Origin of the sequence: Methylopila sp. Yamaguchi, assembly GCF_002897035.1 — a bacterium.
Lineage (GTDB): Bacteria > Pseudomonadota > Alphaproteobacteria > Rhizobiales > Methylopilaceae > Methylopila.
The window spans coordinates 334,245-360,142 of the sequence record NZ_BAUX01000002.1; the positions used below are offsets into that span (position 1 = coordinate 334,245).

25 protein-coding genes and 3 tRNA genes are annotated in these 25,898 nt (G+C 67.4%); all 28 read right to left on the reverse strand.

Annotated elements, in window-relative coordinates; genetic code table 11:
* Positions 1-158: 158 nt before the first annotated feature.
* Positions 159-536, reverse strand: coding sequence for a 50S ribosomal protein L7/L12 (gene rplL, locus METY_RS03770; protein WP_103120037.1), 378 nt, complete (start codon positions 534-536; stop codon positions 159-161).
* Positions 537-584: 48 nt separating this feature from the next.
* Positions 585-1,103: a 50S ribosomal protein L10 gene (gene rplJ / locus METY_RS03775; RefSeq protein WP_103120038.1), complete on the reverse strand. Its 519-nt coding sequence runs from the start codon at positions 1,101-1,103 to the stop codon at positions 585-587.
* A gap of 332 nt (positions 1,104-1,435) precedes the next feature.
* Complete coding sequence (rplA, locus tag METY_RS03780) at positions 1,436-2,137, reverse strand: 50S ribosomal protein L1 (protein WP_103120039.1); 702 nt, start codon at positions 2,135-2,137, stop codon at positions 1,436-1,438.
* Positions 2,138-2,139: 2 nt separating this feature from the next.
* Entirely contained in the window at positions 2,140-2,571 is a 432-nt protein-coding gene (rplK, locus tag METY_RS03785) for a 50S ribosomal protein L11 (RefSeq protein ID WP_020185805.1), read from the reverse strand.
* A gap of 109 nt (positions 2,572-2,680) precedes the next feature.
* Complete coding sequence (gene nusG, locus METY_RS03790; protein WP_103120040.1) at positions 2,681-3,241, reverse strand: transcription termination/antitermination protein NusG; 561 nt, start codon at positions 3,239-3,241, stop codon at positions 2,681-2,683.
* A complete protein-coding gene (gene secE, locus METY_RS03795; RefSeq protein ID WP_103120041.1) occupies positions 3,238-3,435 on the reverse strand; it encodes a preprotein translocase subunit SecE in 198 nt (65 codons plus the stop codon). Before secE ends, nusG begins: the two co-directional genes overlap by 4 nt.
* Positions 3,436-3,568: 133 nt before the next feature.
* Positions 3,569-3,645 (reverse strand) — tRNA-Trp (locus METY_RS03800).
* Positions 3,646-3,897: 252 nt separating this feature from the next.
* On the reverse strand, positions 3,898-5,088 hold the full coding sequence (gene tuf / locus METY_RS03805; RefSeq protein ID WP_103120042.1) for an elongation factor Tu: 1,191 nt from the start codon (positions 5,086-5,088) through the stop codon (positions 3,898-3,900).
* Positions 5,089-5,332: 244 nt separating this feature from the next.
* Positions 5,333-5,406: transfer RNA gene (locus METY_RS03810), tRNA-Gly, on the reverse strand.
* Between the two features lie 19 nt (positions 5,407-5,425).
* Positions 5,426-5,510, reverse strand: a tRNA-Tyr gene (locus METY_RS03815).
* Between the two features lie 172 nt (positions 5,511-5,682).
* On the reverse strand, positions 5,683-9,123 hold the full coding sequence (gene dnaE, locus METY_RS03820; RefSeq protein WP_103120043.1) for a DNA polymerase III subunit alpha: 3,441 nt from the start codon (positions 9,121-9,123) through the stop codon (positions 5,683-5,685).
* A 99-nt stretch (positions 9,124-9,222) separates the two neighbouring features.
* Positions 9,223-9,345: a hypothetical protein gene (locus METY_RS21565; protein ID WP_255400812.1), complete on the reverse strand. Its 123-nt coding sequence runs from the start codon at positions 9,343-9,345 to the stop codon at positions 9,223-9,225.
* A gap of 486 nt (positions 9,346-9,831) precedes the next feature.
* Positions 9,832-10,575, reverse strand: a complete 744-nt coding sequence (locus METY_RS03825) for an ABC transporter ATP-binding protein (protein WP_244593507.1) — start codon at positions 10,573-10,575, stop codon at positions 9,832-9,834.
* Positions 10,572-11,867 carry a lipoprotein-releasing ABC transporter permease subunit gene (locus METY_RS03830; RefSeq protein ID WP_103120044.1) on the reverse strand — a complete coding sequence of 432 codons (1,296 nt, stop codon included), beginning with the start codon at positions 11,865-11,867 and terminating at the stop codon, positions 10,572-10,574. Before METY_RS03830 ends, METY_RS03825 begins: the two co-directional genes overlap by 4 nt.
* Before the next feature lie 8 nt (positions 11,868-11,875).
* Positions 11,876-13,201 carry a proline--tRNA ligase gene (gene proS / locus METY_RS03835; protein ID WP_103120045.1) on the reverse strand — a complete coding sequence of 442 codons (1,326 nt, stop codon included), beginning with the start codon at positions 13,199-13,201 and terminating at the stop codon, positions 11,876-11,878.
* Positions 13,202-13,762: 561 nt separating this feature from the next.
* Entirely contained in the window at positions 13,763-14,041 is a 279-nt protein-coding gene (locus METY_RS03840; RefSeq protein ID WP_103120046.1) for a DUF1467 family protein, read from the reverse strand.
* Positions 14,038-14,442, reverse strand: a complete 405-nt coding sequence (gene mce, locus METY_RS03845; RefSeq protein WP_103120047.1) for a methylmalonyl-CoA epimerase — start codon at positions 14,440-14,442, stop codon at positions 14,038-14,040. Before mce ends, METY_RS03840 begins: the two co-directional genes overlap by 4 nt.
* A gap of 151 nt (positions 14,443-14,593) precedes the next feature.
* Positions 14,594-16,258: a ribonuclease J gene (locus tag METY_RS03850; RefSeq protein WP_103120048.1), complete on the reverse strand. Its 1,665-nt coding sequence runs from the start codon at positions 16,256-16,258 to the stop codon at positions 14,594-14,596.
* An 8-nt stretch (positions 16,259-16,266) separates the two neighbouring features.
* The gene (locus METY_RS03855) at positions 16,267-17,058 is read right to left on the reverse strand and encodes a biotin--[acetyl-CoA-carboxylase] ligase (RefSeq protein ID WP_103120049.1); all 792 of its coding nucleotides are present in this window, start codon (positions 17,056-17,058) and stop codon (positions 16,267-16,269) included.
* Between the two features lie 454 nt (positions 17,059-17,512).
* The gene (gene nuoN / locus METY_RS03865; RefSeq protein WP_103120051.1) at positions 17,513-18,949 is read right to left on the reverse strand and encodes an NADH-quinone oxidoreductase subunit NuoN; all 1,437 of its coding nucleotides are present in this window, start codon (positions 18,947-18,949) and stop codon (positions 17,513-17,515) included.
* A 178-nt stretch (positions 18,950-19,127) separates the two neighbouring features.
* Positions 19,128-20,642, reverse strand: coding sequence for an NADH-quinone oxidoreductase subunit M (locus METY_RS03870; protein ID WP_103120052.1), 1,515 nt, complete (start codon positions 20,640-20,642; stop codon positions 19,128-19,130).
* Positions 20,643-20,796: 154 nt separating this feature from the next.
* Positions 20,797-22,890: an NADH-quinone oxidoreductase subunit L gene (nuoL, locus tag METY_RS03875; RefSeq protein ID WP_103120053.1), complete on the reverse strand. Its 2,094-nt coding sequence runs from the start codon at positions 22,888-22,890 to the stop codon at positions 20,797-20,799.
* Between the two features lie 28 nt (positions 22,891-22,918).
* Positions 22,919-23,227 carry an NADH-quinone oxidoreductase subunit NuoK gene (gene nuoK, locus METY_RS03880; protein WP_103120054.1) on the reverse strand — a complete coding sequence of 103 codons (309 nt, stop codon included), beginning with the start codon at positions 23,225-23,227 and terminating at the stop codon, positions 22,919-22,921.
* Between the two features lies 1 nt (position 23,228).
* Positions 23,229-23,858 (reverse strand): NADH-quinone oxidoreductase subunit J, encoded by a 630-nt coding sequence (locus METY_RS03885; protein WP_103120055.1) that lies wholly within the window; start codon positions 23,856-23,858, stop codon positions 23,229-23,231.
* A gap of 52 nt (positions 23,859-23,910) precedes the next feature.
* The gene (gene nuoI / locus METY_RS03890; RefSeq protein WP_020185822.1) at positions 23,911-24,399 is read right to left on the reverse strand and encodes an NADH-quinone oxidoreductase subunit NuoI; all 489 of its coding nucleotides are present in this window, start codon (positions 24,397-24,399) and stop codon (positions 23,911-23,913) included.
* Between the two features lie 30 nt (positions 24,400-24,429).
* A complete protein-coding gene (locus METY_RS03895; protein WP_103120056.1) occupies positions 24,430-24,663 on the reverse strand; it encodes a hypothetical protein in 234 nt (77 codons plus the stop codon).
* Positions 24,660-24,893: a hypothetical protein gene (locus METY_RS03900; protein WP_146035651.1), complete on the reverse strand. Its 234-nt coding sequence runs from the start codon at positions 24,891-24,893 to the stop codon at positions 24,660-24,662. The genes METY_RS03895 and METY_RS03900 overlap by 4 nt, the downstream gene beginning before the upstream one ends.
* Positions 24,890-25,897: an NADH-quinone oxidoreductase subunit NuoH gene (nuoH, locus tag METY_RS03905; RefSeq protein WP_020185825.1), complete on the reverse strand. Its 1,008-nt coding sequence runs from the start codon at positions 25,895-25,897 to the stop codon at positions 24,890-24,892. The genes METY_RS03900 and nuoH overlap by 4 nt, the downstream gene beginning before the upstream one ends.
* Between the last annotated feature and the right edge of the window lies 1 nt (position 25,898).

Here is a 25,898-nt window from a genome sequence, read left to right on the forward strand (position 1 = left end):
GCAGGTCACGCCGCCGGGAGAGCGTCCCGGAAGGCGCTTAAGCCGCGGGGACGGCGCGCTCTAAGAGCGCCCTTCCCCGCGGCTTTCGCGTGCCGCAAAAGCTCCCGAGGGGGCTCCCGCGACGACGGATCAGGCGCAGGCTAAAAGCCTGCGACGGATCACTTAAGCTCGACCTTGGCGCCGGCCTTCTCGAGCTGGGCCTTGAGCTTCTCGGCCTCGTCCTTGGCGACGCCTTCCTTGACGGGCTTCGGAGCGCCTTCGACGAGGTCCTTGGCTTCCTTGAGGCCGAGGCCGGTGATCGCGCGGACCTCCTTGATGACCTCGATCTTCTTCTCGCCAGCGGCGACGAGCACGACGTTGAACTCCGTCTGCTCCTCGACCGGGGCCGCAGCGGCGCCGCCGGCCGCAGGACCAGCGACCGCGACCGCCGCAGCGGCCGAGACGCCCCACTTCTCTTCCAGGAGCTTCGCGAGCTCCGCAGCCTCGAGAACCGTCAGGTTGGACAGTTCGTCGACGATCTTCGTCAGATCAGCCATTGTTTTACGTCCTTGAGTTCGAACCAGTTTTTGAAATGAAGAACGGCGTCACGCCGCCTCGTCTCGCTTGGCGTAAGCCCCGAACACGCGCGCAAGCTTTGCCGCCGGCGCGGTGGAGAGCTGCGCGAGCTTGGTCGCGGGCGCCTGAATGAGGCCCACGAGCTTGCCGCGCAGTTCGTCCAGCGACGGCAGCGTGGCAAGAGCCTTCACGCCGTCGGGGTTCAGGGAGGTCGCGCCCATGGCGCCGCCCAGGATCACGAATTTCTCGTGGCCCTTGGCGAATTCCACTGCGACCTTGGGCGCCGCCACCGGATCCTCGCTGTAGGCGAGGATGGTCGGACCCGTAAGAAGGGATCCGATGTGGGCGACGTCCGTGCCATCGAGAGCGATCTTGGCGAGCCGGTTCTTCGCGACCTTCACGCTCGCGCCTGCGGCGCGCATCTGCCGACGAAGCGTCTGCATCTGGGCGACGGTCAGACCCGAGTAATGAGCGACGACGATGGCCCCGGAGTTCGAAAACACCGAGTTCAGCGTCGTGACCATTTCACGCTTTTCCGCGCGGTCCACGTGCTCTCTCCGGTTGACGATCCGACCTTGTGGGCCGAACCGCCGGGTTGCGACGACCGTTCGTCATGCGGGCCTTCAGGACCCGCCGGCGAACGGCGGCTTCAAGCCTGTCCGCGCGCGGCGCAGGAAACGCCGCGGCGATGGTTCGAACCGGCAGGACGGGCCGCTCGCGCGGGCCGAAATCCGGTCGTCCCCGTCTCAGCAGGTCCCGGTGCTCCGGGCTTAAGCGGCCTCCCCGTGGAGGCGCGCCTGCTTTCTCGGACAGGTTCGGAGGGGCGGACGGATCCGACCCTCCTATTCTCCCGGAGCGAACTCCGGGCGAAATCAAATGTTCAGGCGCCGCCGACGACGGTGGACGGCTCGACGTGCACGCCCGGGCCCATGGTCGAGGACACGGAAATCTTCTGCACGTACTGGCCCTTGGCACCGGTCGGCTTGGCCTTCACCACGGCGTCCGCGAACGCCTTGATGTTCTGCACCAGCTTCTCGGAGTCGAACGAGGCCTTGCCCACGCCGCCGTGAATGATGCCGGCCTTCTCGACGCGGAACTCGACCGCGCCGCCCTTGGCGGCCTTGACCGCGCCGGCGACGTCCATGGTCACCGTGCCGACCTTCGGGTTCGGCATCAGGCCGCGCGGGCCCAGCACCTTACCGAGGCGGCCGACGAGCGGCATCATGTCCGGGGTCGCGATGCAGCGATCGAAGTCGATCGTGCCGCCCTGAACGATCTCGAGCAGGTCTTCGGCCCCGACGATATCGGCGCCAGCCGCCCGGGCCTCGTCCGCCTTCGGCCCGCGGGCGAAGACGCCCACGCGTACGGTGCGGCCAGAGCCGTTCGGCAGCTGACACACGCCGCGAACCATCTGGTCGGCATGGCGCGGGTCGACGCCGAGGTTGATCGAGACTTCGATCGTCTCGTCGAACTTCGCCGTGGCACGCTCTTTGACCAAGCCGATAGCTTCGTCGATGCCATACAGCTTAAGACGGTCGATCCCCTCGCGGGACTTCGCGACGCGCTTTGCAAGCTTCGCCATGATCAGGCCTCCACCGTCAGACCCATGGAGCGGGCGGAGCCCGCGATCATTGCGACCGCCGAATCGACGGTGGCGCAGTTCAGATCAGCCATCTTCTTCTCCGCGATCTCGCGGAGCTGGGCCTGGGTCACCTTGCCGACGGGAGCCGCCTTGCCGGTGGTCTTCGAGCCCGACTTGATGCCGGCCGCCTGCTTCAGGAAGTAGCTGACCGGGGGCGTCTTGAGCTGGAACGTGAAGGAGCGGTCCGCATAGGCCGTGATCACGACCGGGATCGGCATGCCCTTCTCGAGCTGGCCGGTCTGGGCGTTGAACGCCTTGCAGAACTCCATGATGTTCAGGCCGCGCTGACCCAGCGCCGGGCCGATCGGCGGCGAAGGGTTCGCGGAGCCGGCCGGCACCTGCAGCTTGATGTAGCCTGTAATCTTCTTCGCCATTTAGATGCTCCTTGGACGGCGCTCGCATTCCGCCGTCGTTGTCCGTGGTGCGACCGGCGGCCCGGGCGAGCGAAGAGCCCGGCACCTTTCTCCCACGGCGGGAAACGGATCAGACCTTCTCGACCTGCCCGTATTCGAGATCGACGGTCGTCGCGCGACCGAAGATCGAAACGTCGATCTTGAGGCGCGCCCGCGCCTCGTCGACGTCCTGCACCACGCCCGAGAACGAGGCGAACGGACCGTCCGAAACCCGGACGTTCTCGCCGACCTCGAACGACACGGAGGGCTTGGGCCGCTCGATGCCTTCCTGGACCTGCTGAATGATCCGGCCGGCCTCGGCGTCCGAGATCGGCGACGGCTTGTTGTCCGCGCCGAGGAAGCCGGTCACCTTCGGCGTGTTGCGGATCAGGTGGTAGGCCTGGTCCGTCAGGTCCATCTTCACCAGGACGTAGCCGGGGAAAAACTTGCGCTCGGCGTCGACCTTCCGGCCGCGACGCACCTCTACGACCTTCTCGGTCGGAACCAGGATTTCCTCGAATAGATCCGAAAGCCCGGTCTGCTCCGCCTTCTCGCGGATCGACTCGGCGACCTTCTTCTCGAAGTTCGAGTAAGCGTGGACGATGTACCAGCGCTTGCGCCGGCCGCTCACGGCAGCGTCGGTCGCGCTCATTGTCCAATCCCCAGGATCAAGGTGACGGCGGTCCGAAGGATCATGTCGGCGAAAAAGAAGAAGACGCTCGCCACGAACACGAAGACGAACACCATGATGGTGGTGATCGTCGTCTCGCGCCGGGTCGGCCACACGACCTTCGAGGTCTCGGCGCCCACCTCTTGGAGGAACTCGACAGGACTGGTTTTCGCCATAGCCTCAATTCACGTCGAAAAGGGGCGCAGCCGACAGGTCCGCACCCCAGTATGTCGTTTCAGGTCGCTTCGCCCGCAAGCAGGCTCCCCAATTGGTCCGCGTCTGGGCGAACCTTAAACCTTGATCCCACGCTGGCAGGAGTGGAGGGACTCGAACCCGCAACCTCCGGTTTTGGAGACCGGCGCTCTGACCAGTTGAGCTACACTCCTAAGCGCAGGGGTCTTGGGCGGGGGCTTCATATGCCACGCCCAAGAGCCGTTCGCAACCACTAGGGCGCGGACGGATCACGAAAAGCGCCGACGTCAACGCTTTCGAGAGCTTTGCGCCGGCCGTCTGGTCGAACGGCCGGCGATAGATACGTTCTTCAAGCCCGGAGGCCGAGAATCACTCGATGATGGAAGCGACGACGCCGGCGCCGCATCCGGACGCGCTTGTCGCGGACGGGCTGTCCGCAACGATCATCACTCGATGATCGTTGCGACCACCCCTGCTCCAACCGTGCGGCCGCCTTCGCGGATGGCGAAGCGCAGCTTCTCCTCCATCGCGATCGGCACGATCAGGTGCACCTCCATCGCGATGTTGTCGCCCGGCATCACCATCTCGGTACCCTCGGGGAGGTGCACCACGCCCGTCACGTCCGTCGTCCGGAAGTAGAACTGCGGACGGTAGTTCGTGAAGAACGGCGTGTGACGACCGCCCTCCTCCTTGGTGAGGATGTAAGCCTCAGCCTTGAACTTCGTGTGCGGCTTCACCGAGCCCGGCTTGCACAGCACCTGACCGCGCTCGACGTCCTCGCGCTTCGTGCCGCGCAGCAGCGCGCCGATGTTGTCGCCCGCCTGGCCCTGGTCCAGAAGCTTGCGGAACATCTCGACGCCGGTCACCGTCGTCTTCACCGTCGCCTTGATGCCGACGATCTCGACTTCCTCGCCGACCTTCACGATCCCGCGCTCAACGCGGCCCGTCACCACCGTGCCGCGCCCCGAGATCGAGAACACGTCCTCGACCGGCATCAGGAACGGCTGGTCGATCGGGCGCTCCGGCTGCGGGATGTAGGCGTCGACCGCCTTCATCAGCTCGAGCACCGCGTCATGGCCGAGCTTCGGGTCGCCGCCCTGAAGCGCCACAACCGCCGAGCCCTTGATGATCGGAATGTCGTCGCCCGGGAAGTCGTACTTCGACAGAAGCTCGCGAACCTCGAGCTCGACGAGCTCCAGAAGCTCCTCGTCGTCGACCAGGTCGCACTTGTTCAGGAACACCACCAGAGCCGGAACGCCGACCTGGCGCGCGAGCAGGATGTGCTCGCGGGTCTGCGGCATCGGGCCGTCCGCCGCCGACACAACCAGGATCGCGCCGTCCATCTGCGCCGCGCCCGTGATCATGTTCTTCACGTAGTCGGCGTGGCCGGGGCAGTCCACGTGCGCGTAATGCCGGTTCTGCGTCTCGTACTCGACGTGCGCCGTCGAGATCGTGATGCCGCGCGCCTTCTCCTCAGGAGCCTTGTCGATCTGGTCGTACGCCGTAAACGTCGCGCCGCCCGTCTCAGCAAGAACCTTCGTGATCGCCGCCGTCAGAGACGTCTTGCCATGGTCAACATGACCAATCGTCCCAATGTTGCAGTGCGGCTTCGTCCGCGCGAACTTTTCCTTGGCCATCAGCGGTATCCTGCGTGAAGTCTCTGTTTGGCGAGAAGCGACGCTCCTCTAGGCGGGTTTCGCTTGTTTCACAAGCGGGAAAAACGCGGCCGCTCCGACGACAACCCGCGGCCGGCCGCTTCGCCCTCCAAAATGGGTCTTCACCGCCCCCTCCGCGTCGAAGTCGTGGACGGCCGTCGCCGGCGCGCCAGGCTCTCGGAGCCGGCCTCCCGCATTCGATCCGGACGCGTCAGACTGAGAGGACTGGAGCGGGTGAAGGGAATCGAACCCTCGTATTCAGCTTGGAAGGCTGCTGCTCTACCATTGAGCTACACCCGCGCGCGAGAGGGCCGGTGGATGGTGGAGGGGGTTGGATTTGAACCAACGTAGGCTGAGCCAACGGATTTACAGTCCGTCCCCTTTAACCACTCGGGCACCCCTCCACAGTCCGGCCCGGAGGCTTGCCGCCTGCGGGACGATGCGAGCCGCGGCGCGTCCCAGGACGCAGCGCGTTTCGCGGCGCTGCTTTTGCGGGGCGCAGGCCGCGGTGTCAACCGGAAAACATGTTCCAATCCCCAACCCACCGACGCAGAGTGTCGATACGCCCTCGCGGGGTCAGGCGGCCTCGACCGCCACAACGCCCGGCACCGTCCGCAATGCGCCCGCGATCTGGGGCGACACGCGGTAGCGGCCGGGAAGCCGGATCTCGACCTCCGTTTCGCCCTCATCTAGCATCAGCACCACCGCGACCTCCCCGTCCCCGCCAGGCTCGAGCCGCTTCGCCAGCGCGTCCATCGGCTCGGGGGCCCGCATGAAGACCCGCACCGAGCGCTGCAGCTTCTCGGCCGCGCGGTCGAGCGGTTCGACGCTTTCCAGCCGCAACCGGACCTCGTCGCCCTCCACCGCGGCGCTGACCGAAACGATCACCGGCGTGTTGGGCTCCAGCAGGTCCCTATGCTTGGCCAGCCCCTCGGAGAAGATCACAGCCTCGTAGTGCCCCGTCGGGTCGGACAGCATGATCACGCCCATGCGATTGCCGGACTTGGTCTTACGCTCCTGCCGGGCAAGCACCGTGGCGGCGAGCCTCCCCGCCGTCGCGCCCTGCTTCGCCGCCGCGACGAAGTCCGCATAGCTGCGCACCCGCAGCTTCGCGAGCAGCGGCTTGTAGTCGTCGAGCGGATGGCCGGACAGGAAGAAGCCGACGGAATCGTATTCGCGCTTGAGCCGTTCGCCGGTCGACCAACTCTCATGCGCCAAGGGACGGATCGGATCCGCCGACCCGCCGAACATGTCGTGCTGGCCGACCGCCGCCGAATCGCGGGTGCGCGAGGCCACGCCCATGATCCCCTCCACGCAGGCGAGCGCCCGCGCTCGGTCCGGCTCCAGCGCGTCGAGCGCGCCGGCCTGAATCAAGCTCTCCAGCGCGCGTTTGGGCAGCGCCTTGGCGTCGAGCCGCCGCGCGAAGTCTAGCAGGTCGGCGAAACGCTTGGCGCGGCTGGCGGCCACCAAGCCTTCCACCGCCTGGCCGCCGACGCCCTTCAACGCCGCCAGCGCATAGAGAATCGCGCCGTCGTCCACGTCGAAGGCGACGGCGGAGCGGTTGACGCAAGGCGGCTTCACCGGGATGCCGAGGCGGATGGCTTCTTGGCGGAACTCGGCCAGCTTGTCCGTCGACCCCATGTCGAGAGTCATCGAGGCCGCCAGGAACTCAACGGGGTGGTTCGCCTTGAGATAGGCGGTCTGGTAGGCGACGAGCGCATAGGCCGCCGCGTGGCTCTTGTTGAAGCCGTAGTCCGCGAACTTCGCGAGCAGATCGAAGATCGTCGAAGAATCCGCTTTGCCGATGCCGTTCTCGACGCAGCCCGTGACGAACCGCTCGCGCTGGGCGTCCATCTCGGCTCGAATCTTCTTGCCCATCGCGCGGCGCAACAGGTCGGCCTCGCCCAGCGAGTAGCCGGCGAGCGACTGCGCCGTCTGCATCACCTGCTCCTGGTAGATGATGACGCCGAATGTCTCTCCGAGGATCGGCTCGAGCTTGGGATGCGGGTACTCCGGCTTCTCCTGGCCGTGCTTGCGGGCGCAGTACACCGGGATGTTCGCCATCGGGCCCGGCCGGTACAGCGCGACCAGCGCGATGATGTCTTCGAATCGGTCCGGCTTCATGTCGGCGAGCGCGCGCCGCATTCCCGCGCTTTCCAGCTGGAACACGCCGACCGTCTCGCCACGCGCCAGCATGGCGTAGGTGGCGGCGTCGTCCAGCGGGATCTTGTCGAGCTCCACGATCACCCCACGCCGCTTCAGCAGGTTCACGGCGGTGGTGAGGGTCGTCAGCGTCTTGAGGCCGAGGAAGTCGAACTTCACGAGGCCCGCCGGCTCCACCCATTTCATGTTGAACTGGGTGACCGGCATGTCGGAGCGCGGATCGCGGTAGAGCGGCACCAGCTCCGACAGCGGGCGGTCGCCGATCACGATGCCGGCGGCGTGGGTCGACGCGTGGCGGTAGAGCCCCTCGAGCTTGAGCGCGATGTCGAGCATGCGCCCGACCTTCTCGTCCTCCTCGCGCGCCTCCGACAGCTTGGGCTCGTCGGCGACCGCCTGCTTCAAGGTCACGGGGTTAGCCGGGTTCTGCGGCACCAGCTTGCAGAGTTTGTCGACCTGGCCGTACGGCATCTCGAGCACGCGCCCGACGTCGCGCATCACGCCGCGCGCCTGCAGCGTGCCGAAGGTGATGATCTGCGCGACGCGGTCGAGGCCGTAGCGGGCCTGAACGTAGCGGATCACCTCCTCGCGCCGGTCCTGGCAGAAGTCGATGTCGAAGTCCGGCATCGACACGCGCTCTGGGTTCAGGAAGCGCTCGAACAGCAGGCCGAACCTCAGCGGGTCGAGATCGGTGATGGTGAGCGAATAGGCGACGAGCGAGCCTGCGCCCGACCCGCGGCCGGGGCCGACCGGGATGCCCTGGTCCTTCGCCCACTTGATGAAGTCCGCGACGATCAGGAAGTAGCCTGGGAACTTCATCCGCTCGATGACGCCGAGCTCGAACGCGAGCCGCCGCTCGTAGGTCGCGACGTCGAGGTCCGGCGCCGGCCCATGGGCCGCGAGCCGCGCGGCGAGACCGTTCTCCGCCTGTCGGCGAAGCTCCGCCGCCTCGTCCACGACGCCGTCACCGACGGTGAAACGCGGCAAGATCGGCTTCATCGTGCGCGGGCGATAGGCGCAGCGGCGCGCGATCTCGACGGTGTTGGCGGTCGCCTCGGGCAGATCGGCGAACAGCCGCACCATCTCCGCGCGGGACTTCAGATTGTGGTCGGCCGTGAACTGGCGACGCTCGCTTTCGGCCAGCACGCGACCTTCGGCCAGGCAGATCAGCGCGTCATGGGCCTCGTGATCGCTCCGTTCCGCGAAGCGTGCGCCGTTGGTCGCGACGAGCGGGATCCCTTGGGCGTAGGCGAGATCGACGAGGGCCCCCTCCACCGACCGCTCGTTCGCCGTGCCGTGGCGCTGGAGTTCGACGTAGAGACCGTCGCCATAGAGCGCCGCCAGGGTCTGCAGCCGGGCGGCTGCGACGTCGTCGGCGCCCTCCAGCAGCATGCGGTCGACCGGGCCCTCCGGGCCGCCGGTCAACGCGATCAGCCCGTCGCGGTGCGCCTCCAGCATCGCGAGGGTCGCGTGCGGACCTTCGTTGACGTCGCTTTCGAGGAAGGCGCGGCTGCCGAGCGCCATCAGGTTGCGGTAGCCGGTCTCGGAGCGCGCAAGCAGCACGATGAGCGGCCGGCCGGCGTCCTTCATCGGGCGGCCGGAGCGCTCTTCGCGGTCGGCGAACTCGACGTCGAGCGCCATGCCGATGATCGGCTGCACGCCGGCCGAGGCCATCTTCTCGGAGAACTCGAGCGCTCCGAACAGGTTGTCGTCGGTGAGCGCGATCGCCGGCATGTGGTCGGCCTTCGCCGCCGCGGCGATCTTCGCGACGGTCAGCGCGCCCTCGAGCAGCGAGAAGGACGAGCGCACGTGGAGATGGACGAAGCCGAGATCGCCCTTCAATCCGCCATCGCCCATCACGCGCTCCCTGGTGCCGTTGCGCTCACCCTACTCCGCCGCAAGCGCCGGCGCGCCCCGGGAGGCGCGGGTCTCCACAGGCGCTGACGGAGCCCTCGTTCACACCGACCCGAAGGCGTCCGCCCAGAGCACCAGCGCGCCAAAGAAGGTTATGACGGAGCCGAGCTCGATCGCCCCGCCTACTACCCCGAGCACCAAGTTCCAACCGCCGGTCCGGTCCATGACGCACTCCCGTTCTGGACTTGTTATGTTCCTATTTTGTTTCTTCTCCACAGGAGGTCAAGCGGTTTCGCCCAGGCGCGGAAACCGGGCGCGCGAGGTGGTTAAGGAAAAGGACGGTACGGGCGTTCGCAGGTTAACGCGAGGAGTCGGCATCCCGTCGAACTCGACAAAAACGGCGAGCCTTGCTTCCGATGGGCATCGATGCTCGTGGCGCCGGCCGCCGAGGCCGGCCCGCGACATGGGGAGGCCCCGCGTTCTTCGGGAGGCGCGACGCGCGCGGCCTCTCGGAGAAGGCCTTCGCCCAGAGCGCAGCCGCCTCTGACAAAAAACTTCGTCACGCGCGGCGGTGGCCGGGCAACCCAGGCTCATGTCGAACTGCGCCCGGAGGCGTCGTGGATGACCGCGCGGAGGGGCGCACATGACGGCGTGATGTTCTGAACCGCTCAGGGCCCCGCCAAAGGCCCAACAAGCCCCGGGCCTTGCGCTTCAGACTTCGACCAGCACCCCATCGCGCAGGGTCACGCGGCGGTCGAGCGTCGCGGCGAGGTCGAGGTTGTGGGTCGCGACCATAGCGGAGAGGCCCGAGGCGCGGGCGAGCGCTGTGAGCGTCTGGAACACGTGCGCCGAGGTGGTGGGGTCGAGGTTGCCGGTCGGCTCGTCCGCAAACAGCAGGCGCGGCGCGTTGGCGACGGCGCGGGCGATGGCCACGCGCTGCTGCTCGCCGCCGGAGAGCTCCGCCGGGCGATGCGTCAGGCGTTTGCCCAGGCCGAGATAACCGAGCAGGTCCTTCGCACGGCTCTCCGCCTCTTTCGGCGCAAGGCCTCGGATCAGCTGCGGCATCACCACGTTCTCCAGCGCGGAGAACTCCGGCAGCAGGTGGTGAAACTGGTAGACGAAACCGATCTGATTGCGGCGGATCGCGGTGCGCGCGTCGTCGGACAGGCCAGAGGTCGGCTCGCCGTCGAGGAACACCTCGCCGCCGTCCGGACGCTCCAGCAGGCCCGCGACGTGGAGGAGCGTCGACTTGCCCGTGCCCGAAGGCGCGATCAGCGCGATCGATTCGCCCGCGTTCATCACCATCGAGGCTCCGGCCAGCACCTCGAGGGTCGCCTCGCCCTGGCGGTAGCGCCGCACGACGCCGTCGAGCACCAGCAGCGGCGGCCGCTCCTCGTAGGACCCCCCGGGGGCGTCGTCGTGATCGAGATCGGTGTGGGTGTCGACGTCGCTCATTCGTAGCGCAGCGCCTCCACGGGATCGAGCTTCGCCGCGCGCCACGAGGGGTAGAGCGTGGCGAGCACGGAAAGCGCCAAGGCCATCAGCACCACGGTCGCGGTCTCCCGCAGGTTGGGGTCCGCCGGCAGCTGGCTGAGGAAATAGACCTCGGGCGAGAACAGCTCGGTCCCGGTGAGATAGGCCATGAAGGCGCGGATCGCCTCGATGTTCACGCACACGATCATGCCGAGGGCGAAGCCCGCCAGCGTGCCGACCACGCCGATGCTGGCCCCGGTGATCAGGAAGATGCGCATCACCGCCCCGCTGGTCGCGCCCATGGTGCGCAGGATCGCGATGTCGCGCCCCTTGTCCTTCACCAGCATGATCAGGCCCGAGATGATGTTGAGCGCCGCCACCAGCACGATCAGCGTGAGAATCAGAAACATCACGTTCCGCTCCACCTCCAGCGCCGAGAAGAAGGTCTTGTTGCGGTCGCGCCAATCCAGCAGGTAGACGGCGCGGCCGGCGGCGGCCTGCAGCTCCGGTTTGACCCTGTCGATGGCGTCGGGGTCGTCGAGGTAGATCTCCATCGAGGAGACGTCGTCCTCGCGGTTGAAATAGGCCTGCGCCTCGCCGAGCGGCATGAAGACGATCGCCGCGTCGTACTCCGACATGCCGATCTCGAAGATCGCCGCCACCCGGTAGCCCTTGATGCGCGGCGTCACTCCCATGGGCGTCACCGCGCCGCGCGGGGTGACGAGCGAGATGGTGTCGCCGGCGCGCACGCCGAGCTGGTCGGCGAGGCGGCGGCCGATCAGCAACCCTTCCCCGTCATCGAAGCCTTCGAGCGTGCCTTCGCGGATGGTCCGCGAGACCAGCGGCAACTTGCCGAGCTCCTGCGCGCGCACGCCCCGCACGAGCACGCCGCCCGACGCGGAGGGCGAGGACACCAGCGCCTGCCCCTCCACCTGCGGAATGACGTACTTCACGCCGTCGACCTTCCCCAGCCGGTCGGCCAGCGCGAGGTAATCCGTCAGCGGCCCGTCGATGGGCTGCACCACGGCGTGGCCGTTGATGCCGAGGATTTTGGAGAGCAGCTCGGTGCGGAAGCCGTTCATCACCGCCATCACAATGATGAGCGTGGCGACGCCAAGCGTGATGCCGAGGAACGAGAAGCCCGCGATAACCGAAATGAACCCCTCGCGGCGGCGGGCGCGGAGGTAGCGCCCCGCGATCAGCCACTCAAAACGGGCGAAGGGCCGCGTCGCGCCGGGCGCGGCTCCGTCGGCTACGTCGCGGGCGTCGGTCATTCGGGGCGTCAGCTCGCGGTCAGCGCGTTGAGGGCCGCGTCGACGCTCAGCTGCTCGGGCGCGCCCGGCCCGCGGCGCTTCAGCTCCACCACGCCGTTCGCAAGGCCCTTCGGCCCGACGACGAGGCGCCAGGGCAGGCCGATGAGGTCCATGGTCGCGAACTTCGCGCCGGCCCGGTCGTCGGTGTCGTCATAGAGCACGTCGATGCCCTGCCCTTTGAGCTTGGCGTAGAGGTCTTCGCAGGCCGCGTCGCAGGCCGAATCCCCAGGCTTCAAGTTCACGAGCCCGACCTTGAACGGCGCGACCGCATCCGGCCAGATGATTCCGGCGTCGTCATGGCCGGCTTCGATGATCGCGGCGGCGAGCCGCGACGGACCGATGCCGTAGGAGCCCATGTGAACGGCGACGTCCTTGCCGTCGGGTCCCGTCACCTTGGCGCCCATCGCCTCGGAGTACTTCGTGCCGAAATAGAAGATGTGTCCGACCTCGATGCCGCGGGCCGAAAGGCGACTCGCCTCCGGCGTCTCCGCGAACTTCGCCTCGTCGTGCATCTCCTCGGTCGCAGCGTAGAGGCTCGTCCACTTATCCACGATCGCCTGCAGGCCGGCGGCGTCGTCGAAGTCGACGTCGAGGCCCGGCGTGTCGAAGTTCAGGTAATCCTCATGACAGAACACGGCGCTCTCGCCGGTCTTCGCCAGGATGATGAACTCGTGGGACAGGTCGCCGCCGATCGGGCCGGTGTCGGCCGCCATCGGAATCGCCTTCAGCCCGAGCCGCGCGAAGGTGCGGAGGTAGGCCGTGAACATGCGGTTGTAGGAGGTGCGGGCGGCCTCCTTGTCGAGATCGAAGGAGTAGGCGTCCTTCATCAGGAACTCCCGTGAGCGCATCACGCCGAAGCGCGGCCGCACCTCGTCCCGGAACTTCCACTGGATGTGGTAGAGGTTCTTCGGCAGGTCCTTGTAGGAGCGGACGCTCGACCGGAAGATCTCGGTGATCATCTCCTCGTTGGTCGGGCCGTAGAGCATCTCCCGGTCGTGCCGGTCCTTGATGCGCAGCATCTCCTTGCCGTAGGCGTCGTAGCGCCCGCTTTCGCGCCACAGGTCGGCCAGCTGGATGGTGGGCATCAGCAGCTCGATCGCGCCGGCGCGATCCTGCTCCTCCCGGATCACGCGGCAGATGTTGTTCAGCACCTTCAGCCCGAGCGGCAGCCAGGCGTAGATCCCGGCGGCCTCCTGCCGGATCATTCCCGCCCGCAGCATCAGACGGTGGGAGACGATCTCCGCCTCCTTGGGCGCGTCGCGCAGGATGGGCATGAAGTAACGGCTGAGGCGCATGACGTCCGACGGCTCCGGGAGAGGGCGCGGGCGAAGCGACAAATCGCGCGCCCGCGCGACGGCCGGAACGAAACCCGATGCCCCCGGAAAACACAAGCCGCGACGTCGCCGCGTGGCCCATCTCGCAAATTTCGTTGAATTTAGAGCGGCCGAGCTCAGGATTTCAGGCCCCGAACTTTTGGCTCTTTTTTTTGGCGCCGGATGCACAAATAGGTGACAACCCGCCGCAGGCGCGCTACGGTCTCGACATAACAAAGGGCCGCCCGGCGACGTTGCCACGCTGGGCCAAACAGCGGTCCAAGTCTTGGGAGGATGTCCGTTCATCGCGTCTTCGACGCGTTAGACGGTCGAAATGCGCCGAAGTCCCGCACCGCTCGCGGCGCGTCGACCAAGAACGGACTCGGAAAAAGAAACTCCAAAAAAGCAGGGCGTAGGCTCTGCTTTTTTTATTTGCGCGGGCGGCTCTGCGAGGGCGGCGCTCGTCGCCGACGTCCCCCCGACGCCCAAGTCCCGAGCCGACCTAAATGTGGCGGCTGAAGCTTCGGTCGCGAAACCCGCGTCCTAAACCTGCTCGAACTTCGGGAAGAACGGCACGTCGTCGAGCGTGAAGTGGCTCTGGGTCAGCAGCCAGAACACGAACAGGAAGACGCCGGTCGCGGCGAGCGTGGTTAGTCCCACGATGCGCCAGCCGCGCAGGCGGACCGGGGCGCTGGGCTCGGTGCCGGGGATCACCTCGCCGGCGTCGAACTGCGAGCGCATGCCGAAAGGCAGAATGGCGAACAGCGTGATCCACCAGATCACGAAGTAGATCGCCGCCCAGCTGACCAGCGGGAAGATCACGCCTGCTCGAGCTCCACCAGGGTCCCCAGCATGTCCTTGGGGTGCAGGAACAGAACGGGCTTGCCGTGGGCGCCGATCTTGGGCTCGCCGGAGCCGAGCACGCGCGCGCCCTTCGCCTTCAGCTGGTCGCGCGCAACCAGGATGTCGTCCACCTCGTAGCAGACGTGGTGGATGCCGCCGGCGGGCGCGCGGTCGAGAAAGGCCTGGATCGGCGAGTTCGCGCCGAGCGGGGCGAGGAGCTCGATCTTCGTGTTCGGCAGTTCGATGAACACCACAGTCACGCCGTGGTCGGGCTCGTCGGTCGCGGGGGTGACCGTCGCGCCGAGCGTGTCGCGATAGACCGCGGTCGCGGCCTCGAGGTCCGGCACGGCGATGGCGACGTGGTTCAGGCGGCCGATCATCTGCTTCGCTCCGTCATCCCGGCGGAGCGGCTGAGCCGCGAACAGCCGGGATCGTGATCAGGATCAAGCGCCTGCCGACGGCGATCCCGGCTCTCCGCTCATCGCTTCGGCCGGGATGACGCGCTGGGCGGCGGGCGCTCCTAGCGCTCGCTCATACCCCCACCACGCTGACGTGGCATATTGGCTTTTTGCCCCATACCGTCTGCAGTTCGCCGCGGACGGCGCGCTCGATCGCCTTCTCGACCAGGCCGGCGTCGCGCCGCTTCTGGCGCGACAGGCCGTCGAGGCAATCCAAAACCGTGTCGCGCAGCACCTCGGGCATCAAGGTGCCCTCGTCGTCGCGCGGCGGCAGGCCGGTGAAGCGGATCGAGACCTCCCCCGCCACGTCGCCGCGCTCGTTGAAGGCGATCGCGATCGACACGACGCCGGCGAAGGCGAGCTTGCGGCGTTCGGGAATGGTCTGCTCGGTCGCGTAGATCATCACGCGGCCGTCCTTGAGCATCCGCCCGGTGGGGACGTTGTCCACGATCTCGACCGGCCCGCCCGCAAGGCGCACGATGTCGCCGTTGCGGACCCGCACGACCTTGGGAACGCCGATGGCCTTGGCGAACTCGGCGTGGCCGTCGAGGTGCACCTCTTCGCCGTGGACCGGCACCAGCGCCTGCGGCTTGATCCAGCCGTAGAGCATGGCCAGCTCCTCCTGCCGCGGATGGCCGGAGACGTGGACGAAGTGGGTGCGGTCGGTGATGACGTCCGCGCCGCCCTCGACGAGCTTGTTGATGATGCGGCCGACCGCCTTCTCGTTGCCCGGGATGGCGCGCGAGGAGAAGATCACCCGGTCGCCCTTGGCGAGGGTCACTTCCGGGTGGTCGCCCTCGGCCACGCGGGCGAGAGCGGCGCGCGGCTCGCCCTGGCTGCCGGTCATGAGGGCGACGACCTTGTTGCGCGGCAGGTAGCCGAAGGCGTCGGGGCTGAGGAAGTCCGGAACGCCTTCGAGATAGCCGAGTTCGCGGGCGACCTCCGTGGCGCGCGCCATCGCGCGGCCGACGAGGACCACCTGCCGGTCGGCGGCGAGCGCCGCGTCCGCCACCGCGCGCAGGCGGCCGACGTTCGAGGCGAAGGTGGTGACGGCGACGCGGCCCGGCGCCGACTTGATGAGGGCGGCGAGGCTCTCCGCGACCTCGGACTCGGACCGCGAGATGCCTTCGCGAAGCGCGTTGGTCGAATCGCCGACGATGGCCGCGACGCCCTCCTCGCCGATCGCGCGGAAGCGCGCCTCGTCGGTGGGCCGGCCGAGCACAGGCGTGCGATCGATCTTCCAGTCGCCGGTGTGGACCACGATGCCCGCCGGGGTGCGGATCGCGAGCGCGGTCGATTCCGGGATCGAGTGCGCGACGGAGATCAGCTCGACGTCGAACGGCCCGACGGGGAAGCGCGAGCCTTCGGCCACCACGCGCACGTCGATCTTCGGGGCGTCGCGCTCGGCGGAGCGCTTTGCGGCGAGAAGGCCCGCGGCGAAGGGCGTGGCGTAGACCGGGCACTTCAGCTGCGGCCAGAGGTCGAGCAGCGCGCCGTAGTGGTCCTCGTGGGCATGGGTGAGGATGATCGCTTCGAGCGCGCCGCCCTGGGCCTTGGCGAAGCGGATGTCCGGCATGATCAGGTCGACGCCGGGCGTCGTGACCTGATCGCCGAAGGTGACGCCGCAGTCGACCATCAGCCAACGCCGCTTGCGACCCTCGCCGAAGCCGTAGAGGCCGGCGTTCATGCCGATCTCCCCGACGCCGCCGAGGGGAACGAAAACCAGATCCTGCGCCATTCCCGCCCTTATTCCCGGACCGTCGCTGCGGTTCCGAAGCAAACCTCGCCAGCACTTACTGTGACAAGCGTTCCATCTGCGCCTCGTAGCACGAGGCGGCCGTCGTCATCGATCTTTTCGAACACGCCCTGCGCAATGCGGGCGCCCAGATCGACCGTGACCGTCGATCCCAGGCCCGCCGCGCGCGCCATCCAGCCTTTGCGCACCTTTGCGAAGCCGCGCCCGTCGTCCCATGTGTCGAACCACGCGGCGAAGGCGTCCGTCAACGCGACGAAAAGCTGTTCCGCCGTCGTGTCGTCGCCGCGGGAGGCGAGCGAGGCCGCCGGATAGGGCAATCCTTCGGGCGCCGAGGCCACGTTGACGCCGATCCCGACGGCGATCGCCACCTGCCCGGGCGCCGAGGCGTCGGCCTCGAGCAGGATGCCTGCGAGCTTCGCGCCGTCGACGACCACGTCGTTCGGCCATTTCAGCTCCGGCCGCGTGGTGGGCTGGCTCAGCGAGGGCGCGACGGCCCGCAGCGCCTGCTCCAGCGCAAGGCCCGCCACGAACCCGAGCGTCGCCGCGGTCGCGGCCGGGACGCCGAGCGTCGCGCCGAAGCTCGCGGCGAGATTGCCGCGTCCCGTCGACCACGGTCTGCCCCGCCTCCCCCGCCCCGCCGTCTGCGCCCGCGCGACGACCCACGCCGGGCCGCGGCCTTCGCGGGCGAGCGCCAGCGCCTCGGCGTTGGTGGAACCGACCGTGTCGTAGGCGTGAAGCGCATGGCCGGCGGCGACCGCCGTGGGGCCCAGGGCAAAGGTCACCTAATTCGCCGCCTCGACCCAACCGGGAACCAGTAAGGCGTTACCGGCGAACAAGACCGCGGCGAAAATCAGGAGTAGCGCTCGCGACCGGCCAGCGGCACGTTTGCGAAGAGCGATACCGACGCACGCTATCGCTAGAACGCCTAGCCCAAAAACGAACGCGCTCCAGAGAAAATCGGATGACCCCGGCGCGGTCACTTCAAAGCCCGTGATTGGATTGAAAAGCGAAAGTGACAGAAACGCCGCGATGAAGAGAGCTCTCGCAGCGACCCCAAACCTCGGCCCGGTGAAGACCAATCCCGATACGCTAAGGGCGGCCTGAAGACTAAGGATGCCCTGCACCAAGGCGACATGCTGCCAAAGTCGCGCTTGGCCGTCGTGAGCCAGCGCGACCAGTTCTATCGCCAACTCGCCGGCTCCCAGCGGGACAGTCGAGGCCCCGGCCGCCCTCACCTCAGAACAGAGACTGCGCCGCCGCCCCAGCGGCGGCGGTGAGCGGGCCCGGGTACACGAAGTACAGCAGCGTGAAGCCGCCTGCGAGCGTCAGCACGGCCTTGGCGCCGAAGCTCATGGGCTCGAAGGCCACCGTCGGTTCGTCGAAGTAGATGATCTTGACGATGCGCAGGTAGTAGAACGCGCCAACCACCGACAGCACGAAGCCGGCGACCGCAAGCGGGTAAAGCCCGGCGTTCACCGCGGCGTAGAACACGTAGAACTTCGCGAAGAAGCCGGCGAGCGGCGGGATGCCCGCGAGCGAGAACAGGATCATCGCCAGCACGAAGGCCATCGCTGGCTTGGTGCGCGACAAGCCCGCAAGGTCGGAGATGCTCTCGACGTAGGAGCCGTCCCTGAGCCGCATGGAGAGGATGCAGGCGAAGGCGCCGAGCGTCATGGCGATGTAGATCGCGAGATAGATCATGACGCCGCGAACGCCCTCGGGCGTGCCGGCGGCGAGGCCGACCAGCGCGTAACCCATGTGGCCAATCGAGGAGTAGGCCATCAGGCGCTTCAGGTTCTTCTGGCCGATCGCCGCGAACGAGCCGAGCGCCATGGAGGCCAGCGCCACGAACACCACCACCTGCCGCCACTCGGTCGTGACCGAAGGGAAGGCCTCCATGATCACGCGCACGAACATCGCCATGCCGGCGACCTTGGTGGCGGAGGCGAAGAAGGCGGTGATCGGCGTCGGCGCGCCTTCGTAGACGTCCGGGGTCCACATATGGAACGGCACCGCCGAGACCTTGAACGCGAAGCCCGAGATCAAGAACACCACGCCGAAGATAAGCCCCAGCGATGCCTCGCCGGACTTTAGCGCCTCCGCGATGTCGGCGAAGCCGACGGCGCCGGTGTAGCCGTAGACCAGCGACGCGCCGTAGAGCAGCATGCCGGACGACAGCGCGCCGAGCACGAAGTACTTGAGGCCGGCTTCGGTCGAGCGCTCGTCGTCGCGGTTGATGGCGGCGATGACGTAGAGCGCGAGGCTCTGCAGCTCGAGGCCGAGGTAGAGCGCGATCAGGTCGTGCGCCGAGATCATCAGCGACATGCCGAGGGTCGAGAGCACCACCAAGATGGCGTATTCGAAGCGGGCGAACTTGAGCCGCTCCATGTAGTCGAACGACAGCAGCAGGGCCGCGTAGGCGCCGATGAAGGCGACGATCTTCATGAAGCGCGCGAAGCCGTCCAGCACGAAGCTGCCGCCGAACGTGACCGCGTCCGGCGCAACGACCACGGCGACGCCGGCCGCCGCCAGCAAGGCCAGCGCCAGGCCGTTGATCAGCTGCGTCGAGCGCTCGCCCATGACGGCGCCGAGGAGGACGAGCGCGAGCGACCCGACCGCCAGGATGATCTCCGGCAGCGCAGGCGCAAGGGCGGGGAAAGCTGTGGCGTCCATGGTCAGCAGCCCTGATCGAAGTTTCGCTGGCGCGCGGAAGCGCACGCGTCGTCATGCCCGGCGCAGCGGGGCGTCCACGACTGGGTCGTCGAGCGCCGCCCAAAGTCGTGGATGCCCGCGCGTAGGCGCGGGCATGACGTGGAGGAGATGACCGCGCCTTTGCGCATCCGACGCCGCATCACTGGCCCACCAAGGCGGCGGCCTTGCCGGCGCTTTCGATGGCGGCGGTGGTCTGCTGGAGCAGTCCGTCGATGGACGCGGCGGAGAAGTCGATCACCGGCGCCGGCCATACGCCGAACAGGATGGTCAGAACCACCAGCGGAGCGAGTAGCGCGACCTCTCGGCGCGAGAGGTCCGGGATGCCCGCCAGCTCCGGCTTCTCGAGCGCGCCGAGCACCACGCGGCGATAGAGCCAGAGGGCGTAGCCGGCCGACAGGATCACGCCGGTGGTCGCGAACAGCGCGACCCAGGTGTTGGCCCGGAACGACCCCATGAGCGTGAGGAACTCGCCGACGAAGCCGGAGGTGCCGGGCAGGCCGACATTCGCCATGGTGAAGACGAGGAAGGCCGCCGCGTACCACGGCATACGGTTCACGAGGCCGCCGAAGGCCTTGATCTCGCGGGTGTGCAGCCGGTCGTAGACCACGCCGACGCAGAGGAACAGCGCCCCGGACACCACGCCGTGGCTGATCATCTGGAAGACGGCGCCCTGCACGCCCTGCTCGTTCAGCGCGAAGATGCCCATGGTCACGAAGCCCATGTGCGCGACCGAGGAGTAGGCGATCAGCTTCTTCACGTCCTCCTGCATCAGCGCGACCAGCGAGGTGTAGACGATCGCGACGACGGAGAGCGTGAACACGAAGGGGGCGAAGTACTCGCTCGCCAGCGGGAACATCGGCAGCGAGAACCGCAGGAAGCCGTAGCCGCCCATCTTCAGCAGAATGCCCGCCAGAATGACCGAGCCTGCGGTCGGCGCCTCCACGTGCGCGTCGGGCAGCCAGGTGTGGACCGGCCACATCGGCATCTTCACCGCGAAGGAGGCGAAGAAGCCGAGCCACAGCCAGGTCTGCATCTCCGGCGAGAACTTGTAGGCGAGCAGCGCCACGATGTCGGTGGTGCCGGCGGCGCCGTACATCGCGAGGATGCCGACGAGCATCAGCAGCGAGCCGAGCAGCGTGTAGAGGAAGAACTTGAAGCTGGCGTAGACCCGGCGCTTGCCGCCCCAGATGCCGATGATCAGGAACATCGGAATCAGGCCGGCCTCGAAGAACAGGTAGAACAGCACGAGGTCGAGCGCGCAGAACACGCCGATCATCAGCGTTTCAAGCACCAGGAACGCGATCATGTACTCCTTCACCCGGTGGGTGATGGAGGTCCAGGACGCCAGGATGCAGAACGGCATGAGGAAGGCGGTCAGCACCACGAAGGGCGCCGAGATGCCGTCCACGCCGAGCTTGTAGTTGATCGAGGCGCCGAGCCATTCGGCCTGCTCGACGAACTGGAAGCCAGGCTCGGCGAGATCGAACTTCGCCCACAGCACGAGCGAGACGACGAAGTTCACCACCGTCGTCCAGAGCGCGACGTGCTTGACGTTGCGGAGGCTCGCCTCGTCCGTGCCGCGGATCATCAGCAGGAAGAAGACGCCGACCAGCGGCAGGAACGTCAGCAGCGAAAGGATGGGCCAGCCGGTCATTGGGGAGTTCCTGCAACTTCGCGGCCGTCATGCCCGCGCGTAGCGCGGGTATCCACGACTTTGAGCGTCGCCCGCCTGAAGGTAAGCCGTAAATGCCCGGCGAAGAGCCGGGCATGACGGCCCGTGTTCATCGCCGTCCGAAGATCGCGGTCCATCACAGCCCCCGCATCAGGAACCAGGTGAAGAGGGCCGCGACGCCGATGAGCATCGCGAAGGCGTAGTGGTAGACGTAACCGGTCTGCAGGCGGACGGCGCGGTTGGTGACGTCGATCACGCGGGCCGAGATCCCGTCCGGACCGAGGCCGTCGATGATCCGCCCGTCGCCGGTCTTCCAAAGAAAGCGGCCGACCCACTTCGCCGGGCGCACGAAGATCAGGTCGTAGAGTTCGTCGAAGTACCACTTGTTGAGCAGGAACTGGTAGATCAGGTCGTGCCGGCGAGCGAGCGCCGCCGGGATGCCCGGGCTCTTCACGTAGAACAGCCAGGCCACAGCGAAGCCGATCACCATCATCACGAACGGCGAGTACACCACCCAGGCCGGGACCTCGTGCATGTGGTGCAGGATCTCGTTGTGCTCGCCCGTGAACAGCGCGCCGTTCCAGAAGTCGTCGTACTTCTCGCCGATGAAGCGCGACTTGAACACGAGGCCGGCGAACAGCGCGCCGAGGGCGAGCACCAGCAGCGGCACCGTCATGACGCGCGGGCTCTCGTGCACGTGGCTCATGGTCTCGAGCGACGCCCGCGGCTCGCCGTGGAACGTCAGGAAGATCAGGCGCCAGGAGTAGAACGAGGTCAGCAGGGCCGCGAGGACGGTGAGCGCGAAGGCGTACATGCCGGCGCTGGTGTGCGCGGCGTAGGCCGCCTCGATCACCGCGTCCTTGGAAAAGTAGCCGGCGGTCAGCGGGAAGCCGGTCAGCGCCAGCGTGCCGATCACCATCATCCAGTAGGTCAGCGGGATGAGGCGACGAAGCCCGCCCATCTTCCGCATGTCCTGCTCGTGGTGCATCGCGTGGATGACGGAGCCGGAGCCGAGGAACAGCAGCGCCTTGAAGAAGGCGTGGGTGAAGAGGTGGAACACGGCGACGCCGTAGGCCCCGACCCCGAGCGCGACGAACATGTAGCCGAGCTGCGAGCAGGTCGAATAGGCGATCACGCGCTTGATGTCGTTCTGCACGAGGCCGACGGTCGCCGCGAAGATCGCGGTGGTCGCGCCTACGATCGTCACGACCGTCAGCGCGTCGGGCGCGTGCTCGAACAGCGGCGACATGCGCGCGACCAGCACCACGCCCGCCGTCACCATGGTGGCGGCGTGGATCAGCGCGGAGACCGGCGTCGGGCCCTCCATCGCATCCGGCAGCCAGGTGTGCAGGCCGAGCTGGGCCGACTTGCCCATCGCGCCCATGAACAGCAGCAGGCAGATGACGGTGAGCGCGTGCCAGTCGTGCCCGAGGAAGTTGATCGTCTTCTCGGCGGCGCCGGGCGCGTCCGCGAAGATGGTCGCGAACTGCACGCTGTCGAAGACGACGTAGGTCGCGAAGATGCCGAGCAGGAAGCCGAAGTCGCCGACGCGGTTGACGACGAAGGCCTTGATGGCGGCGGCGTTGGCGGAGGGCTTCTGGTACCAGAAGCCGATCAGCAGGTAGCTCGCGAGGCCGACGCCCTCCCAGCCGAAGAACAGCTGCACGAGATTGTCCGCCGTCACCAGCATGAGCATCATGAAGGTGAAGAGCGAGAGATAGCCGAAGAACCGCGGACGGTGCGGATCCTCGTGCATGTAGCCGATCGAATAGAGGTGCACGAGCGCCGACACCGAGGTGACGACCACGAGCATGACGGCCGTCAGCGTGTCGACTCGGAAGGCCCAATCGATCGCAAGGCTGCCCGAGGTGATCCAGCGCAGCACCGTGACGTGCGCGTCGTTGCCCGACAGGCCGACGTCGATGAAGGCGATCCACGACAGCAGCGCCGAGACCATCAGCAGGCCGGTGGTGATCAGCTCGGCGAGCCGGGACCCCTGCGCCGCCGGTTCGACGGGCCCGTGGCCGTGGTCGTCGTGGCCATGATCGTCGTGGGCATGCGGGTCATGCGCATGCGCTGAGTGATGGCCGGCGTGGCCATGGTCGTGCGCGTGGTGGAACGCGTCGACGGGACCGACGGCGCCGGGATGGCGCTTGCGGGCGCCGGCGAGCGCGATGACGCCGGCGAGGATTGCGCCGAGAAGGGGGAGAAAGACGATCAGATGGTACATCAGCGGTCCGTCGGGGCTGAGACGCCCCTCACCCCTTCATCCGGTTGATGTCTTCGACCGCGATCGTGCCGCGGTTGCGGAAGTAGACGACGAGGATCGCGAGGCCGATGGCGGCCTCGGCGGCCGCGACGGTCAGCACGAACAGCGCGAACACCTGGCCCTTGAGATCGCCGATGTGCGTCGAGAACGCCACCAGGTTGATGTTGACCGCGAGCAGGATCAGCTCGACCGACATCAGGATGACGATGACGTTCTTGCGGTTGAGGAAGATGCCGAGCACGCCGAGCGTGAACAGGATCGCCGCAACCGTCAGGTAATGTCCGAGCGCGATCGCCATATCAGGCCCCCGTCTCCGAAAGGCCCTGGCCCGGGCGCACCTTGACGACCTCGATCGCGGTCGCGGGACCGCGCGCGACCTGGGCCGCGATGTCCTGCCGCTTCACGCCGACCCGGCGCTCGCGCAGCGTCAGCACGATCGCGCCGATCATCGCGGTCAGCAGCACGAGGCCGGCGGCCTGGAACAGCAGCAGGTGGTCGGTGTAGAGCACGCGGCCGAGCGCCTCGGCGTTGGTGACGTCGGTCGGGATCGGCGCCTGCGCGACCACCGTGCGAGGCGTCCCGCCGACGCCCCAGGTCCCGACCACCAGCACCAGCTCGACCAGCACGATCAGCCCCACCAGCGCGCCGATCGGCAGGTACTGCAGGAAGCCGTCGCGCAGTTCGGCGAAGTCCACGTCGAGCATCATGGTCACGAACATGAACAGCACCGCGACGGCGCCGACGTAGACCACCACCAGGATCATCGCGAGGAACTCGGCGCCCATCAGCACGAAGAGGCCGGCGGCGTTCACGAAGGCGAGGATGAGGAAAAGCACCGAGTGCACGGGATTCTTTGACGAAATCACCATGAACGCCGACGCGACGGTGACGCCCGCGAACAGGTAAAAGAACAGCGGGGCCATACTCATGCGCGGCGTTCCTTGCGCGGAAGATCAGAGCGACGGGTCGGCATCGTTCGCCTCACCGGTACGGCGCGTCGAGGGCGATGCGGCGCGCGATCTCGCGCTCCCAGCGGTCGCCGTTCGCGAGCAGACGCTCCTTGTCGTAGTAGAGCTCCTCGCGGGTCTCGGTCGCGAACTCGAAGTTCGGCCCCTCGACGATGGCGTCCACAGGACACGCCTCCTGGCAGAAGCCGCAGTAGATGCACTTCACCATGTCGATGTCGTAGCGGGTGGTGCGCCGCGTGCCGTCGTTGCGGCGCGGGCCGGCCTCGATGGTGATGGCCTGCGCAGGGCAGATCGCCTCGCACAGCTTGCACGCGATGCAGCGCTCCTCGCCGTTGGGATAGCGGCGCAGGACATGCTCGCCCCGGAAGCGCGGCGAGATCGCGCCCTTCTCGAAGGGGTAGTTGATGGTCGCCTTGGGCCGGAAGAAGTAGCGCATCGACAGAAAGAACGCCGACACGAACTCCTTCAGGAACAGCGAGCGGGCCGCTTGATCGAGCCGCATCTCAACCCTCGTTTCGTTTGCGAGCCGTCATCAGCCCGCCAGCAATTCCGCCGCCACGTAGCCCACGACCGCGATCTCCACGATCGTCGTGACGATGACGATCGGACCGGCGAGCCGGCGGACCGTCGTGAACTTCCTCGCGTCCTCGGGGGACGCCTTCTCGATCTGCCGGTCGAGCCCGGCGTTGATCGCCTTCGCGCCGAGCCAGCCCAGCACGGCGCCGAGCGCCGCTCCCAGAACGGCCCCGACGAGTCCCGGCGTCATCCGCCGAGATACCCGCCGAGCGCTGCGCCGCCGACGGCGCCTCCGACCGCGAACAGCCCAGGAAACACGATGGCGTAGACCCGCCGGGTCGGACCCTCGAGCAGGTCCGGCCGCCGGATTCCTCCGCGGCGGCGCTGCTGCTCCAGCACGCGCGGCAGAGCCACGCGCCCGAACAGCATGCCGAGCGCAAGCCCGAGCATGAGGCCGACGAGGCCCCCGGCGAAAGTCACGGCGCCCACCCCGTGAACTGCAGCACCGCCGCCACGATCACGACCATTGCGAGCGAGATCGGAAGGAACACCTTCCAGCCGAGTCGCATCAGCTGGTCGTAGCGGTAGCGCGGGACGAAGGCCTTCACCATCGCGAACATGAAGAAGACGAGGCACATCTTCCCCACGAACCAGAACACGCCGGGGATCCAGGTGAAGGGCGCGAAGGGGATCGGCGACAGCCAGCCGCCGAGAAACAGGATCGTCGTCAGCGCGCACATGGTCATGATGGCCACGTACTCGCCGAGCATGAACAGCAGGTACGGCGTCGAGGCGTACTCGGTCATGAAGCCGGCCACCAGCTCCGACTCCGCTTCCGGCAGGTCGAACGGCGGGCGGTTGGTTTCGGCCAGCGCGGAGATGAAGAACACCACGAACATCGGAAACAGCGGCAGCCAGTACCAGCCGAACACGCCGGCGGCGGTGTCCTGGGCGCGCACGATGTCGGAGAGGTTCAAAGATCCCACGCAGAGCAGCACGCAGATGATCACGAAGCCGATCGAGACCTCGTAGGACACCATCTGCGCGGCCGAGCGCAGCGCGCCGAGGAAGGGGTATTTCGAGTTCGACGCCCAACCGCCCATGATGACGCCGTAGACGCCGAGCGAGGAGATCGCGAACACGTAGAGGATGCCGACGTTGAGGTCGGCGATCGCCCAGCCCTCCGCGAGCGGGATGACCGCCCAGGCGCCGAGCGCGAGGAAGCAGGTCACCAGCGGCGCGAGCAGGAACACGCCCTTGTTCGCGCTGGACGGGATCACCGGCTCCTTCAGCACGAACTTGAGCAGGTCGGCGAAGGACTGGAACAGACCGAAGGGCCCGACCACGTTGGGGCCGCGGCGGAGCTGCACCGCCGCCCAGACCTTGCGGTCCGCCAGCAGGATGTAGGCGATGAACACGAGGAGCGCGACGAGCAGCGCCACGCTCTGGAGCAGGATCAGCAGGATCTGAAGAACGGTGTCCACG

Excerpts from the sequence above, each read along its gene's own strand:
- rplL (WP_103120037.1), bottom strand. The coding sequence starts at position 536 with ATGGCTGATCTGACGAAGATCGTCGACGAACTGTCCAACCTGACGGTT.
- rplA (WP_103120039.1), bottom strand. The coding sequence starts at position 2,137 with ATGGCGAAGCTTGCAAAGCGCGTCGCGAAGTCCCGCGAGGGGATCGAC.
- rplK (WP_020185805.1), bottom strand. The coding sequence starts at position 2,571 with ATGGCGAAGAAGATTACAGGCTACATCAAGCTGCAGGTGCCGGCCGGC.
- nusG (WP_103120040.1), bottom strand. The coding sequence starts at position 3,241 with ATGAGCGCGACCGACGCTGCCGTGAGCGGCCGGCGCAAGCGCTGGTAC.
- secE (WP_103120041.1), bottom strand. The coding sequence starts at position 3,435 with ATGGCGAAAACCAGTCCTGTCGAGTTCCTCCAAGAGGTGGGCGCCGAG.
- tuf (WP_103120042.1), bottom strand. The coding sequence starts at position 5,088 with ATGGCCAAGGAAAAGTTCGCGCGGACGAAGCCGCACTGCAACATTGGG.
- dnaE (WP_103120043.1), bottom strand. The coding sequence starts at position 9,123 with ATGGGCGATGGCGGATTGAAGGGCGATCTCGGCTTCGTCCATCTCCAC.
- METY_RS21565 (WP_255400812.1), bottom strand. The coding sequence starts at position 9,345 with ATGGACCGGACCGGCGGTTGGAACTTGGTGCTCGGGGTAGTAGGCGGG.
- METY_RS03825 (WP_244593507.1), bottom strand. The coding sequence starts at position 10,575 with ATGAGCGACGTCGACACCCACACCGATCTCGATCACGACGACGCCCCC.
- METY_RS03830 (WP_103120044.1), bottom strand. The coding sequence starts at position 11,867 with ATGACCGACGCCCGCGACGTAGCCGACGGAGCCGCGCCCGGCGCGACG.
- proS (WP_103120045.1), bottom strand. The coding sequence starts at position 13,201 with ATGCGCCTCAGCCGTTACTTCATGCCCATCCTGCGCGACGCGCCCAAG.
- mce (WP_103120047.1), bottom strand. The coding sequence starts at position 14,442 with ATGATCGGCCGCCTGAACCACGTCGCCATCGCCGTGCCGGACCTCGAG.
- METY_RS03850 (WP_103120048.1), bottom strand. The coding sequence starts at position 16,258 with ATGGCGCAGGATCTGGTTTTCGTTCCCCTCGGCGGCGTCGGGGAGATC.
- nuoN (WP_103120051.1), bottom strand. The coding sequence starts at position 18,949 with ATGGACGCCACAGCTTTCCCCGCCCTTGCGCCTGCGCTGCCGGAGATC.
- METY_RS03870 (WP_103120052.1), bottom strand. The coding sequence starts at position 20,642 with ATGACCGGCTGGCCCATCCTTTCGCTGCTGACGTTCCTGCCGCTGGTC.
- nuoL (WP_103120053.1), bottom strand. The coding sequence starts at position 22,890 with ATGTACCATCTGATCGTCTTTCTCCCCCTTCTCGGCGCAATCCTCGCC.
- nuoK (WP_103120054.1), bottom strand. The coding sequence starts at position 23,227 with ATGGCGATCGCGCTCGGACATTACCTGACGGTTGCGGCGATCCTGTTC.
- METY_RS03885 (WP_103120055.1), bottom strand. The coding sequence starts at position 23,858 with ATGAGTATGGCCCCGCTGTTCTTTTACCTGTTCGCGGGCGTCACCGTC.
- nuoI (WP_020185822.1), bottom strand. The coding sequence starts at position 24,399 with ATGCGGCTCGATCAAGCGGCCCGCTCGCTGTTCCTGAAGGAGTTCGTG.
- METY_RS03895 (WP_103120056.1), bottom strand. The coding sequence starts at position 24,663 with ATGACGCCGGGACTCGTCGGGGCCGTTCTGGGAGCGGCGCTCGGCGCC.